Annotated in this window: 11 protein-coding genes and 1 pseudogene; 5 read left to right on the plus strand and 7 right to left on the minus strand. The window is 70.9% G+C overall.

Going from position 1 to position 13,350, the window contains the following annotated elements; genetic code table 11:
* Positions 1–634: pseudogene (locus B9S61_RS06475) on the plus strand (transcriptional regulator); the annotation flags it as partial.
* 90 nt (positions 635–724) lie between these two features.
* Positions 725–1,627: an SAM-dependent methyltransferase gene (locus B9S61_RS06480; protein ID WP_103541361.1), complete on the plus strand. Its 903-nt coding sequence runs from the start codon at positions 725–727 to the stop codon at positions 1,625–1,627.
* A 26-nt stretch (positions 1,628–1,653) separates the two neighbouring features.
* Here B9S61_RS06480 and B9S61_RS06485 read toward each other — a convergent pair whose 3' ends face one another.
* Positions 1,654–2,568 carry an XRE family transcriptional regulator gene (locus B9S61_RS06485; RefSeq protein ID WP_103541363.1) on the minus strand — a complete coding sequence of 305 codons (915 nt, stop codon included), beginning with the start codon at positions 2,566–2,568 and terminating at the stop codon, positions 1,654–1,656.
* Positions 2,565–3,362, minus strand: coding sequence for a peptidoglycan-binding protein (locus B9S61_RS06490; RefSeq protein WP_103541365.1), 798 nt, complete (start codon positions 3,360–3,362; stop codon positions 2,565–2,567). Before B9S61_RS06490 ends, B9S61_RS06485 begins: the two co-directional genes overlap by 4 nt.
* A 316-nt stretch (positions 3,363–3,678) precedes the next feature.
* Between B9S61_RS06490 and B9S61_RS06495 the strand changes: the two genes are divergently transcribed.
* The gene (locus B9S61_RS06495; protein ID WP_103541367.1) at positions 3,679–4,122 is read left to right on the plus strand and encodes a peptidoglycan-binding protein; all 444 of its coding nucleotides are present in this window, start codon (positions 3,679–3,681) and stop codon (positions 4,120–4,122) included.
* 66 nt (positions 4,123–4,188) lie between these two features.
* Here B9S61_RS06495 and argS read toward each other — a convergent pair whose 3' ends face one another.
* Positions 4,189–5,946, minus strand: coding sequence for an arginine--tRNA ligase (gene argS, locus B9S61_RS06500; RefSeq protein ID WP_103541369.1), 1,758 nt, complete (start codon positions 5,944–5,946; stop codon positions 4,189–4,191).
* Positions 5,947–6,140: 194 nt separating this feature from the next.
* Here argS and lysS point away from each other — a divergent pair, with 194 nt between their 5' ends.
* Positions 6,141–7,913, plus strand: coding sequence for a lysine--tRNA ligase (gene lysS / locus B9S61_RS06505; RefSeq protein ID WP_103541371.1), 1,773 nt, complete (start codon positions 6,141–6,143; stop codon positions 7,911–7,913).
* Between the two features lie 64 nt (positions 7,914–7,977).
* Here the strand turns inward: lysS and B9S61_RS06510 are convergent, their stop codons facing one another.
* From B9S61_RS06510 to B9S61_RS40685, 3 genes are all read right to left on the minus strand, one after another.
* On the minus strand, positions 7,978–9,345 hold the full coding sequence (locus tag B9S61_RS06510) for a DUF2637 domain-containing protein (protein ID WP_103541373.1): 1,368 nt from the start codon (positions 9,343–9,345) through the stop codon (positions 7,978–7,980).
* 88 nt (positions 9,346–9,433) lie between these two features.
* The gene (locus tag B9S61_RS06515) at positions 9,434–10,270 is read right to left on the minus strand and encodes a DUF3558 family protein (RefSeq protein ID WP_103541375.1); all 837 of its coding nucleotides are present in this window, start codon (positions 10,268–10,270) and stop codon (positions 9,434–9,436) included.
* Between the two features lie 118 nt (positions 10,271–10,388).
* The gene (locus B9S61_RS40685; protein ID WP_103541377.1) at positions 10,389–11,192 is read right to left on the minus strand and encodes a hypothetical protein; all 804 of its coding nucleotides are present in this window, start codon (positions 11,190–11,192) and stop codon (positions 10,389–10,391) included.
* 217 nt (positions 11,193–11,409) lie between these two features.
* Here B9S61_RS40685 and B9S61_RS06525 point away from each other — a divergent pair, with 217 nt between their 5' ends.
* Complete coding sequence (locus tag B9S61_RS06525; protein WP_103541379.1) at positions 11,410–12,603, plus strand: RtcB family protein; 1,194 nt, start codon at positions 11,410–11,412, stop codon at positions 12,601–12,603.
* Between the two features lie 79 nt (positions 12,604–12,682).
* Here B9S61_RS06525 and B9S61_RS06530 read toward each other — a convergent pair.
* A partial coding sequence (locus B9S61_RS06530; protein ID WP_103541380.1) for an SDR family NAD(P)-dependent oxidoreductase occupies positions 12,683–13,350 on the minus strand: 668 nt, incomplete at its 5' end.

The following is a 13,350-nucleotide window of genomic DNA, read 5'->3' on the forward strand; positions in this document are numbered from 1 at the left end:
GACCGGAGACGCCGGGGGCGTGCCGGTCACCGTCCGGGCCGAGCCGTACGCCTGGGAGAGCCCCTGCTCGCAGCGGTACCTGATCGACCGCCCCGCGGGCCGGGTGGGCCCGCCGCCGACGGAGCAGGACGCACCGGCCTGGGCCGGGGCCGCCGGCGCCGTCGCGTCAGGGAAGCAGTACCTCCGGCTGACCGTGCAGGGGACGAGTGCGGAGACGGTGGTCGTGGAGGACCTCACCGTGCGGATCGCGGGCAAGCGGACACCGCTCGCCTGGAACGACTTCGCGATGGGCTACCCCGGCGTCGGCTGCGGCGGCGGCGTACCGACGCGAGCCTTCACGGTCGCCCTGGACGCCGCGCGGCCGGCCCTGACACCGGAGTCCGGGCACCGCGACTTCCCCTTCAAGGTGAGCGAGTCCGACCCCGAGGTCTACTACATCACCGCCGACGCCTCCGCGTACGACGTGGACTGGTACCTGGAGCTGAAGTGGTCCAGCGGCTCCCGCGGCGGCACGCTCACCGTGGACGACAAGGGGCGCCCCTTCCGCACCAGCGGCAACAACGGGCGCCCGGCGTACGAGTTCCCGCTGGGCGGCGAGGGGTGGGTGCCGGAGGGCACGACGGAGCTCGAGTAGCCCGCCACACGAACCCGGCACATCAAGTGCGTCCGCGCGTTAGGTTGTTGAGCGCCGACCGGCCTCACCAACCCCTCAAGGGAGACGCCCATGTCCGGTGACGCGCTCAGCCAGGATCCCGCCGAGCTGCGCAGGCGGATCGACAGCAGCAAGGCGCATCCGGCCCGGGTCTACGACGTGTTCCTCGGCGGCAAGGACCACTATCCCGCGGACCGCTCGGCGGCGGGCGCCGCACTCGCCGCCAACCCGCGCGGCTACCTCGACGTCCGGCACAACCGGGACTTCATGCGGCGCGCGGTGAACACCCTGGTGACCGAGGAAGGCATCCGCCAGTTCCTCGACATCGGCACCGGGCTGCCCACCGCCGAGAACGTGCACCAGATCGCCCAGGGCGTGGCCCCCGAGTCGCGGGTCGTCTACGTCGACAACGACCCGGTGGTGCTGGCGCACGCACGCGCCCTGCTCACCAGCGGTCCCGAGGGACGTACGGACTACGTCGACGCGGACCTGAAGGACCCGGCGGCCATCCTCGAACAGGCCGCAAAGACACTGGACTTCGACCGGCCGATCGCCCTGTGCCTGGTCGCCGTCCTGCATTTCGTCGAGGACGGGGAGGCATACCCGATCGTGCGTGAACTCGTCGAGGCGCTGCCCTCCGGCAGCCGCGTGGTGCTCAGCCACCTCACCGAGGATCTCAACCCCGAGAACGTGCGGGCGGTGCAACGCACCTACACCGAACGAGGGTTCACGTTCGTGCTGCGTACCCGCGCGGACGTCGGGCGCTTCTTCACCGAGCACGGCCTGGACGTCGTCGACCCGGGAGTCGTGCCCGTCCACCGCTGGCACCCCGACCGTGCGGCGCCCGTCCCCGAGCAGCCGGAAGCCTCCTACCTGGAGAGCCTCGACCCCATCGAGCGGGTCCGCTACGCCGACATCGACGACGTCACGGACGCCGACATCAACGTCTACGGAGCGGTCGGCGTGAAGAGCTGACGGCGGGACCCACCGCGGCAGGGACGCTACCGGGGTGAGGCCGGAGGAGCTTCGGCGGCGGCCTCACCCACGCGGGCCTCGAAGCACTCCCGCTCGGCGGCGGCCGACGCGGGCCGGAAGCAGACCCGGACGGTGCTGCCGGGGCGGGCGGCCGCCATCGGGGTGTAGACGTAGGTTCTCGTGTCGGCCTCCCTCCTGACACGTACGGCGTGGGCCGCGCCGCCGGCGGTGACCTCCAGCCGGTCACCGATCCTCGTCCCCCAGGCCCGGGCCCAGCCCGCGCCGCACTTCCTGCTGTGGCGCAGTTCCACATGGGCGCCGCCGACGGTGCGGTACGTGGCGAGACTCTCGGGGGCGATGCCGCAGATCAGCCGCATCGGGTCCAGGCCCTCGCAGTGGGCTCCGTGGCACTGGGGGGCCAGGGAGTACGGGGCGGAGGCCGGCAGGGGATCCTCCGCCTCGCCCGGACTGCCGGGAAGCAGGAGGAGCGCCGGGGCGGCCAGACCGACGGCGACCAGGGTGGACACCACCGACAGCACCACCGACAGCACCACCGGCCTGCGGCCCCCGTGACCGGGGGGCCGGCCGCTCATGGAGGCCGGCGGCGCCTCCTGCGGTGCGGGCCGCGGGCCGCCGGAGACGGGGGTGGAGGCGGGGGCGGAGACGGAGGCGGGGGCGGAGGCGGGGGCGGCCGACGCCGCCCGTCCGCTCCGTTCCGACTCGGCGATCTCCCACAGGGCCAGGGCGCGCCCGTCCGGTTCGCCCGCGACCCGGCACAGGTCCCGCACGGCCTGGCGGGGCGGCAGGCTCTTGCCGTTGAGGTACCGCTCCCACGAGGACTTGCTGTATGCCGTCCGCGCCGACAGCGCCGCCAGACTCAGCCCCGTACGGGTCCGCAGCTCCCGCAACGTCGCCGTCAGCCGGGTGTGTGCCGCGCTCACCGTGCCTCCCCCCGGCGCAGGGCCTTCCAGGTGTGCGGGCCGACGACACCGTCCACGACCAGCCCCTCGCGCGTCTGCAGGCGCTGGACCGCTCGTTGGGTCAGCGGGCCGAAGACGCCGTCGATGTCCCCCGGCGGGAAGCCCGCCCGGTCCAGCAGGCACTGGGCCTCCGCAACCTCCGGGCCCATGTAGGTGTACGCCAGAATGGCTACCGTGGTGCTGCTGAGGCCCGCGTACCAGCGGCCGTCACGCTGCTCCGGCTCGCAGGTGTACACGACCGGCACCATGGTCTCCGACACGACGGCGGGTGCCGCCGCGCCCGCACCGGCACGGGCGTTCGCGAGTTGTGCCCGGGTCTCGCTGAGCCGCACGGCCAGGAGGAGCGACACCGAGACGGACAGCACCAGGGCCACCGACAGGGTGCTGACCACCACCCACCGGAGTCGTCCGCGTGGCCGACGCCCCACGGGTGCGTCGTGCGGTACGGCCGGGTCCTCCTGCGGAGCTCCCGGGGCGGCCGGGCGTCCTTCCGCCCAGCGTTCGGCGGCGAACTCGTGCAGCACCAGAAGACGGTTCCGGTCGTCCCCGCCGATACGGGCCAGCGCCTCGACGGCTTCCCGGGGCGGCAGCGACGTGCCGTTCAGATAACGTTGCCATGATCGCGGGCTGTACCCGGTCTTCGCGGCCAGCTGGCGGGTGGTGAGCTCGCTGTGGTCCTTGACCGCACGTAACCGCACAGCCAACTGACGGACTCCTGGATGCAGTTCGGTAGGCAGCTCTTTCCAACGCGGCATGCTTCCCCCATACGCGTTTCAGGACCGCGCCGGTCGGAACAGCGGCCCCCCTGTCCCGGTTTCATTCTGCATCAGCCCTCACGCGCCCATGGAACGGCGGCTCCCGCCCCGGTGCGAAACCGGCCATCCTGGTGCGCGCCCGTCCCGCCCGGGCGACGCGGCGTACGACGTCCCGGCAGGTCAACGCGTGGGACGTCCCGGGACACCGCCACTTGTGCGTCAACTGTGGCCGGGCGGCGTGTCGGCCCCGCAGTCTTGGTGCCGAGCCGACCGGGAGGCCGGCTCGGTCCGTCGCACGCTACTTGAGGGGAACAGGATGCGAGCACTCACCAAGGCCGTCGTCAGTGCCACCGCCGTGGCAGGCATCTTCGCCGGTGGTCTGGCCACCGCGGGCACGGCCGTCGCCGCTCCCGCGTCGGTTCAGCAGCAGGCCGTGAACGGCGAGCAGGCCGCGCTCGCCACGGAGAACCTGGGGCTGACCCGGGCGGAGGCCCGGAGGGTCCAGCGCTGGCTGGCGACGCACTGGAACTACAACGACTCGATCGACGGGTACCTCGGCACCAACAGCTGGAAGGCGTTCCAGCGCTGCCTGCGGCAGTACTGGGACTACAACGACTCGATCGACGGAGTCGTCGGCCCGAACACGATCAAGGCACTGCAGCGGCTGCTGAGGGCCAACGGCGACTACAGCGGCGCGATCGACGGCATCGCGGGCAACGGGACCCGGGCCGGTTTCAAGGCCTGGGCCAACCGGATCTGACCGGGTCCGGACCAGCGTCCGGACCAGCGGCCGTCCACGAACGGCCCGCGGCCGGCACGGGAGTGCTCAGAGCCGCTCGGGCGTCCGGATGCCCAGCAGGGCCATGCCCCGGTGGAGCGTGCGGGCCGTGAGGTCGCACAGGAACAGGCGGTTCTCCACCTGCTCCGGCGAATCGGCCTTCAGTACCGGGCACTTGTCGTAGAACGTCGTGTACAGGGACGCCAACTGGTACAGGTACGCAGCCAGTTTGTGCGGGGCGTACTCCGCGGCCGCCTCGAAGACGGTGTCCCCGAAGGCGTCCAGGTGCAGGCCCAGCGCGCGCTCCGCCTCGTGCAGTGCCAGCTCCGGGTGGGCGGCGGGACGGACCTCGCCGGCCTTGCGCAGGATGGACTGGATGCGGGCGTACGCGTACTGCAGGTAGACGGACGTGTCGCCGTTGAGCGAGACCATCTGGTCCAGGTCGAACTTGTAGTCGCGGTTCGGCGACGTCGACAGGTCCGCGTACTTCACCGCTCCGATGCCGACCTGCGCGGCCCGCTCCCGGATCTCCTCCTCGGTGAGGTCCCGCGCCTTCTCCCGGACGACCTCCGCGGCCCGGTCGACCGCCTCGTCCAGCAGGTCCTCCAGCCGTACGGTCTCGCCCGCACGCGTCTTGAAGGGCTTGCCGTCCGCGCCGAGCACCGTGCCGTAGCCCATGTTGTGCGCGGTGACGTCGTCGCCGAGCCAGCCGGCCCGGCGGGCGGTCTCGAAGACCATCTTGAAGTGCAGCGACTGGCGTACGTCGACGACGTACAGCAGCGTGCTCGCGTGCAGGTCGAGGACCCGGTTGCGGATCGCGGTCAGGTCGGAGGCCGCGTAGCCGAAGCCGCCGTCCGCCTTCTGCACGATCAGCGGAACCGGCTGGTCGTCCTTGCCGCGGATGTCGTCGAAGAACACCACGAGCGCGCCCTCGGAGCGCACCGCGACGCCCGTCTCCTCCAGGAGGCGGGCGGTCTCCGGCATGCCCTCGTTGTACGCGGACTCGCCGACGATCTCCTCGTCGCGGATCTCCATGTCGAGCTTCTCGAAGACGGAGTAGAAGTAGACCTTCGACTCGTCCACGAACCGCTGCCACAGTTCGAGCGTCTCCTTGTCACCGGACTGGAGGGCGACCACCCGCTTACGGGCCCGCTCCTTGAACTCCTCGTCCGCGTCGAAGACCGCACGCGACGCCTTGTACACCCGGTTCAGGTTCGACATGGCCTGCTCGCCGTCGACGTCCTCGGCCGGGGCCAGCTCGCCGGGGTGCTCGAACAGGTACTGGATGAGCATGCCGAACTGGGTGCCCCAGTCGCCGATGTGGTGCCGGCCGATCGTCTTCTCGCCGGTGAAGTCGAGCATGGAGCGCAGCGCGTCGCCGATGACCGCCGACCGCAGGTGGCCGACGTGCATCTCCTTCGCCACGTTCGGCTGGGCGTAGTCGACGACCGTGACGCCCGGGTTCTCCTTCAGCGGCACGCCGAGACGCTCGCCGTCCGCGTGCCGCGCGGCGAGGTTCCCGGTGATCGCCCGGTCCGCGACGGTGATGTTGAGGAAGCCGGGGCCGGAGACCTCGATGTCCTTGATCAGCTCGTCGCCGGTGGCGATGTGGGCGACGACCTCGGTCGCCAGCTCGCGCGGGTTCGCCTTCGACTTCTTCGCCAGCGCCAGGATGCCGTTGGCCTGGAAGTCCGCCCGGTCACTGCGTCGCAGCAGCGGGTCCGCGGTCGCCTCCGGCCGGGTGGCGGAGACGGCGGACCCGAGCTGCTGGTTGACGAGATCGGTGAGCGATGTGACCGAGGCCATAGGAGTGGGTGCCGTTCTCCTCGTGGGTTCAGATAGACCTGGTCAGTATCCCATGGGCGGCCAAGCCGCTTTCTGGCCGCGGGCCGCGGCCGGGGCAGGCCGGTGAGAACGCGTTTTCGCCGTTGCCGCCGTTGCTGGGAGAATGGAGCGGCCAGCCGTGCGACCGTGCCGGCTGCTCCAGCAGAAAGAAGGACGTGCCGATCGTGGCTCAGAGCACAGAGACCACCGACTGGGTCTCCCGTTTCGCGGACGAGGTCATCGCCGAGTCGGAGCGTCGTGCCCCGGGCAAACCTGCGGTCGTCGCGTCCGGGCTGAGCCCCTCCGGCCCGATCCACCTCGGCAACCTGCGCGAGGTCATGACCCCGCACCTCGTCGCCGACGAGATCCGCCGCCGCGGCCACCGGGTCCGGCACCTGATCTCCTGGGACGACTACGACCGGTACCGCAAGGTCCCGGCCGGTGTCCCCGGCGTCGACGAGTCCTGGGCGGAGCACATCGGCAAGCCGCTGACCTCGGTCCCCGCCCCCAAGGGCTCGCCGCACCCCAACTGGGCCGAGCACTTCAGGGCCGCGATGGTCGAGTCGCTGGCCGCGCTGGGCGTGGAGTTCGACGGGATCAGCCAGACGGAGCAGTACACCTCCGGTGTCTACCGCGAGCAGATCCTGCACGCCATGAAGCACCGCGGCGACATCGACGCGATCCTCGACCAGTACCGCACCAAGAAGGCCCCGGCGAAGAAGCAGCAGCAGAAGCCGGTCGACGAGGCCGAGCTGGAGGCCGCCGAGGGTTCGGGCGCCGCCGCCGAGGACGACGGCAGCTCCGGTTCGGCCGGGTACTTCCCGTACAAGCCGTACTGCGGCAACTGCGGGAAGGACTTCACCACCGTCATCTCCTACGACGACGACTCCACCGAGCTGACCTACGCCTGCACCACGTGCGGCTTCTCCGAGACCGTCCGGCTGGGCGAGTTCAACCGCGGCAAGCTGGTCTGGAAGGTCGACTGGCCGATGCGGTGGGCCTACGAGGGCGTGATCTTCGAGCCCAGCGGTGTCGACCACTCGTCCCCCGGCTCGTCGTTCCAGGTCGGCGGGCAGATCGTCGGGATCTTCGGCGGCGAGCAGCCCATCGGGCCGATGTACGCCTTCGTCGGCATCAGCGGCATGGCGAAGATGTCGTCGTCGAAGGGCGGGGTGCCCACCCCGGCCGACGCGCTGAAGATCATGGAGCCGCAGCTGCTGCGCTGGCTGTACGCCCGCCGCCGGCCCAACCAGTCCTTCAAGATCGCCTTCGACCAGGAGATCCAGCGCCTCTACGACGAGTGGGACCGCCTCGACGCCAAGGTCGCTGGGGGCACCTCCCAGGCCATTGGCTCTGGGGGAGGCTCCGCGCTGCCCGCGGACGTCGCCGCGCACTCCCGCGCGGTGCGTACCGCGAGCGGTGAGCTGCCGACGACGCCCAGGCCGCTGCCGTACCGCACACTCGCCTCGGTGGCCGACATCACGGCCGGTCACGCGGACCAGGCGCTGCGGATCCTGAGCGACCTGGACCCGTCGCACCCGCTGGGCTCCCTGGACGAGGCCCGGCCGCGCTACGACAGGGCCGAGGCGTGGATCAACCAGCACGTCCCCGCCGACCAGCGCACCATCGTCCGCGCCGAACCCGACGCCGAACTGCTGAAGTCGCTCGACGAGCGGGGCCAGCAGTCGCTGCGGCTGCTGCTCGACGGGCTCGCCGCCAACTGGTCCCTGGAGGGGCTCACCCACCTCGTCTACGGCGTGCCCAAGGTCCAGGCGGGCTTCTCCGCCGACGCCGGCCCGAAGGAGCTGCCCGCGGAGATCAAGACCGCCCAGCGGTCGTTCTTCGCGCTGCTGTACCACCTGCTGGTGGGCCGTGACACCGGGCCGCGGCTGCCCACGCTGCTGCTGGCGGTGGGGCAGGAGCGGGTGCGGGAACTGCTCGGGGAGTAGACGGCGTACGAACGAGGGGCGACCCGGTGCCGGCACCGGGTCGCCCCTCAGTCGGGTGCGCGCCTCACGCGATGTGGTCCTCTTCCATCTCCGCCATGTGGCGCGCCTGGAAGCGTTCGGCGAGGGACTTCAGCGCGCTCGGGCTCAGCACCGTGCCGTAGGTCGCCTCGATGTTGTCGCCGAGGACGCGCGGGGTCGGATAACTGCCGTCTATCGACTGACGGAACACCTGGTAGTACGCCTCGTCGTCCGGTTCGGCGGCGGGGGTGCCGCCGCCCTCACCGAGCTCACGGGTGCGGCCGCCGGGGACCACCGGGATGGGGAAGCTGCCGGTCTCCTCCGGGGAGGGCTCCTGGAGGGGCGGCTCCTCCTGGTACTGGTCCTGGTACTGCTCGGCCTGCTGCTGTTCCTCGACCCAGCGGGCGTACTCCTGGTCGGGGTCGTAGGTGGGGTCGTAGGTGGGGTCGTAGCCGCCCTGGTACTCGACCGTGCGGGGGTCGCGGGCGTGGAGCCACTGGTTCTGGTCCCGGGCGGGGCCTTCCGGGAAATCGGTGCCGTGGTGGCCGTGGTGGCCCTGGTGGCCCTGGTTGCCCTCGAGTTCCAGTCGCTGCTCGCTGTGCGGCGCGCCCGTCCCCGCCGTCCCGGAGGCACGACCGCCGGTCGCCGCGGGGCCCGTGGTCACCTCGGCGGGGCTTTTCGCCATGACCACCGGTGTGTCGGTGGCCGGGGGCAGGACGGCCGGTTCTATGCCTGCCGCCGCCAGACCCGCCGGGGCCGTGTCCGCCAGGGGGACGCCGTACTTGGCGAGGCGCAGCGGCATCAGGGACTCGACCGGGGCCTTGCGGCGCCAGGACCGGCCGAAGCGGGAACGCATACGGGCCTGGTAGACCAGCCGCTCCTGCTCCAGCTTGATCACCTGCTCGTAGGAGCGCAGCTCCCACAGCTTCATCCTGCGCCACAGCAGGAACGTGGGGAGCGGCGACAGGATCCAGCGGGTGAGCCGGACGCCCTCCATGTGCTTGTCGGCGGTGATGTCGGCGATCCGGCCGACCGCGTGCCGGGCCGCCTCCACCGAGACGACGAACAGGATGGGGATGACGCTGTGCATCCCCACACCGAGCGGATCCGGCCATGCCGCCGCGCCGTTGAAGGCGATCGTCGCGGCCGTGAGCAGCCACGCCGTCTGCCGCAGCAGCGGGAAGGGGATGCGGATCCAGGTCAGCAGCAGGTCGAGTGCCAGCAGGACGCAGATACCGGCGTCGATGCCGATCGGGAAGACGTAGCTGAAGTTCCCGAAGCCCTTCTGCAGGGCCAGTTCACGGACCGCGGCGTACGAACCCGCGAAGCCGATGCCGGCGATGATCACGGCTCCGGCGACGACCACGCCGATGAGAACCCGGTGTGTCCGTGTCAGCTGAATGGGCGCGGCCACCCGTACTCCCCTCCCAGTGCGTGTTGTTGCGCGCAACAGAGTGGCACATGTGTGCGGGAGACGGGTGGCCGGTTCTGTTTCAGAGGGTTCAGCTCTTGCCGGAAGCGGACTCCGAGGCGGGCCGGGAGGGCTTCGCCGGCGCCGCGGCGGACGGCGAACCGCTCGCCGCTCCGGTGCCGTTGGCCTTGGTCACCGAGGCCACCGCCTCCCTGGCCGCCTTCTGCGCGTCCTTCAGCAGGTCGCCGGCGTCCGGCGTCTTGTCCCCGGCCAGACCGGCACCGTTGTAGTCGAGCGTGACGACCACGTTCTCGACGCGTGCCACGACCGTCTGCTGCTTGAAGGTGCCTTCCTCCTTCTTCAGGTCGTAGCTCACCGTCGTCGCCTCGTCACCGGTCCCGGCGAGCGGTTCCGTCCTGGTGCCCTTCGCGCCCTCGGCCGACCCAGCGTCCCGCACCTGCTTGGTGTAGTACTCCCTGGCCAGCCTGTCGCCCGCGCCGCGGGTGATGTCCGAGTCGAAGCGCAGCAGCGACACGTTCAGCCAGCGGAACTGCGACCCCTCCACCCCGTTGTTGTCCAGGCTGCTCCAGGAACAGCTGGCGCGGGCGGAGACGTCGTCCGAGCCGCCCTGCTTGCCCGACTCCGCCTTCGGGGCCAGGTCCTCCAGGGTCTCATTCGACAGCACCCCGCACGCCTCGGGAAGCCGCTGGTACGCCGCCGCCTGCACGGTCGGGGACGGGCTCGCCGACTTCGAGGCGGAGGCGTCGGCACCCTTGTCCCCGCCGTCGCCGGAGCCGGAGTCCGAGGAGCAGCCGGCGGCGATCAGCATCACCGGGACGGCGGCCGCGCAGACAAGGACGCGGGTGAGTCGCTTCGCTCGCCCGGCCTGCTCTCGCTGTGCTCGTCGCTGCATGGTTCCTTCACTCATGACGCTCGTGTTCCCTGCGGTCGGATCGGGTCCGAGGGGTCACGGTACGCGGTGACGCAGCCGTACGGTCTTCCTTCGGGTGGTTTGCGAAGGCGAGCGCAGGGGCCGTGAAGGCGCCTCAGCCGCTCAGCGAATCGGCCAGCTCGGAGGCCAGTTTCCGGGCCCTGTCCTGCATTTCCTTGCTGTCCGGGACGGCGCCGACGGTCATCGGCTGCTCCGCGTACTCGATGGTCACGATCACGTTGGACGTGCGGAACGCCACAGTCACCGTGCGCTGCTGGGCCGTCGAACCGGCGCTGTCGAGCGCGTCGTCGAGGAAGGCCTCGTCGCCGAGTTCCTCCAGGACGCGCGGCTGGAGGGCGGAGGGGGCGGCGGAGGGCGAGGCGGAGGACGGGGAGGCGGACGGGGGCGAACTGGGGCCCGTGGATGCCTCGGTGGAGGGCGGGGCGGAGTCCGTCGACGTCACCACCGGCCCGGGGAGATCCGCCTCCGACCGCTTCGTCGCGAAGAGCTGCCCGGCCTGGGCGTCGTCGCTGACGGCGTTGTCGTAGGAGACGACCCGTTCGAAGTCGATCAGCAGATGGTCGGTGGCCTCCGCGGACTCCACCTTCCAACGGCAGCCCACCTTGCGGTCGGTGTCGTAGGTGAGTGTCGCCTCGCCCGCGTACGCCTTCTCGCGCTTGCTCTCGTCCGTCATCTCCCCGATGCCGGGCAGGAGTTCGTCGAGCGTCCTGGGGTCGACGACGCCGCAGGGCTCGGGCAGGGTGGCGTACCTGCCGGGCTGGGCCGCCTGGGTCGCCGTACCGGCGCTGCCCGGGTTGGAGTTGTCCGACGGGCCGCCGCTGTCCGAGCTGCCGGTACAGCCGGCCAGTACGGCCGCCAGGAGCGCGGCGACGCCGGATACGTACGCCTTCCGCTGCACGGTCGGGCTCCTCTCGACGGTGGGTGCGGGCCGGTGCCGGCCGGGCCCTCCCAGTGTCCCCGCTGGTTAATCGCTTGCCGCAGGGGGGCGCCCTTCGCAGACAATGTGTATCGCACGCACTGCCGTGGACGCCGGTCCGTCATCCCTTTTCACCGGCCTTGGCACCGGTTTTGCGATTCAGGAACTTCTGTTGGTTTCCCGGGGGAATGAGGGCGTTATGTCGTACGTGGAAGTGCCGGGCGCGAAGGTGCCGATCCGGATGTGGGCCGACCCGGCCACGGTGGAGGAGGGCGCGCTCCAGCAGTTGCGGAACGTCGCCACCCTGCCCTGGATCAAGGGCCTTGCCGTGATGCCGGACGTGCACTACGGAAAGGGTGCGACGGTCGGCTCGGTCATCGCGATGCACGGTGCGGTGTGCCCGGCGGCGGTGGGCGTCGACATCGGCTGCGGAATGTCGGCCGTGAAGACGTCCCTGACGGCGAACGACCTCCCGGGCGACCTCTCACGGCTGCGGTCGAAGATCGAGCAGGCGATCCCGGTGGGACGGGGCATGCACGACACCCCTGTCGACCCCGGCCGCTTCCACGGGCCGGCGACGGCGGGATGGGACGACTTCTGGGGCCGCTTCGGCGGGGTGGCGGACGCGGTCAAGTTCCGTCAGGAGCGCGCCACGAAGCAGATGGGAACGCTCGGATCCGGAAACCACTTCGTGGAGGTATGTGTTGACACATCGGATTCCGTCTGGCTGATGCTGCACTCCGGTTCCCGGAACATCGGCAAGGAACTCGCCGACCACCACATCGGCGTGGCCCAGAAGCTTCCGCACAACCAGAACCTGGTCGACCGCGACCTCGCCGTCTTCGTGTCGGACACCCCGCAGACGGCGGCGTACCGCAACGACCTGTTCTGGGCGCAGGAGTACGCGAGGTACAACCGCTCGATCATGATGGCGCTCCTGAAGGACGTGGTCCGCAGGGAGTTCAAGAAGGCCAAGCCGCTCTTCGAGCAGGAGATCAGCGCACACCACAACTACGTGGCCGAGGAGCGCTACGACGGCATGGACCTGCTGGTGACCCGCAAGGGAGCGATCCGGGCAGGCTCCGGGGACTACGGGATCATCCCCGGTTCCATGGGCACGGGTTCGTACATCGTCAAGGGACTCGGGAACGCCAAGTCCTTCAACTCCGCGTCGCACGGCGCCGGTCGGCGGATGAGCCGCAACGCGGCGAAGCGGCGCTTCTCGACGAAGGACCTGGAGGAGCAGACACGGGGTGTGGAGTGCCGCAAGGACTCCGGCGTCGTGGACGAGATCCCGGGCGCGTACAAGCCGATCGAGCAGGTCATCGACCAGCAGCGGGACCTCGTGGAGGTCGTCGCGAAGCTGAAGCAGGTCGTCTGCGTGAAGGGCTGAGGCGGCCGGGACCTCCGAGGCGGCCGGGGAGCGGATCTCCTGACGGGAATCCGCTCCTTCGCGTGAGCCGTCGCGGGCGTCAGAGCTCCCGGTGCACCTTGGTGTTGGAGGCCTGGGCGCGGGGGCGGACGATCATGAGGTCGATGTTGACGTGGGGCGGGCGGGTGACCGCCCAGGTGATGGTGTCGGCCACGTCGTCCGCCGTGAGAGGGTCCGGCACGCCCCGGTAGACCTTCTCGGCCTTCTCCGTGTCGCCGCCGAAGCGGGTGAGGGCGAACTCCTCCGTCCTGACCATGCCGGGCGCGATCTCGATGACCCGCACCGGGCGGCCGACGATCTCCAGGCGCAGCGTCTCGGCGAGGACGTGGGCTCCGTGCTTGGCGGCGGCATAGCCCGCGCCGCCCTCGTAGGTGGAGTGTCCCGCGGTGGAGGAGACGACCACGACCGTGCCGTCGCCGCTCGCGTCCAGCTTGGGCAGCAGGGCCTGGGTGAGGTGGAGGGTGCCGAGGACGTTGGTCTCGTACATGGTGCGCCAGTCGGCCGGGTCCCCGGTGGCGACCGGGTCGGCGCCGAGCGCTCCGCCGGCGTTGTTGACGAGCACGCCGACGGTCCTGAAGGCGGTGGCGAACTCGTCCACGGCCTCACGGTCGGTGACGTCGAGGGGGTAGGCCGTGGCCTGGTGGCCGGCCGCGGTGATCTCCTCGGCGAGGGCATCGATGCGGTCCTTGCGGCGGGCGGTGAGCACGA

Origin of the sequence: Streptomyces sp. SM1 (assembly GCF_002910825.1) — a bacterium.
GTDB classification, from domain to species: Bacteria; Actinomycetota; Actinomycetes; order Streptomycetales; family Streptomycetaceae; genus Streptomyces; species Streptomyces okerensis.

Coding starts and splice junctions, on each gene's coding strand:
- B9S61_RS06515 (WP_103541375.1), bottom strand. CDS start 10,270: ATGAGTGAAGGAACCATGCAGCGACGAGCACAGCGAGAGCAGGCCGGG.
- B9S61_RS06495 (WP_103541367.1), top strand. CDS start 3,679: ATGCGAGCACTCACCAAGGCCGTCGTCAGTGCCACCGCCGTGGCAGGC.
- B9S61_RS06480 (WP_103541361.1), top strand. CDS start 725: ATGTCCGGTGACGCGCTCAGCCAGGATCCCGCCGAGCTGCGCAGGCGG.
- argS (WP_103541369.1), bottom strand. CDS start 5,946: ATGGCCTCGGTCACATCGCTCACCGATCTCGTCAACCAGCAGCTCGGG.
- B9S61_RS06490 (WP_103541365.1), bottom strand. CDS start 3,362: ATGCCGCGTTGGAAAGAGCTGCCTACCGAACTGCATCCAGGAGTCCGT.
- B9S61_RS06525 (WP_103541379.1), top strand. CDS start 11,410: ATGTCGTACGTGGAAGTGCCGGGCGCGAAGGTGCCGATCCGGATGTGG.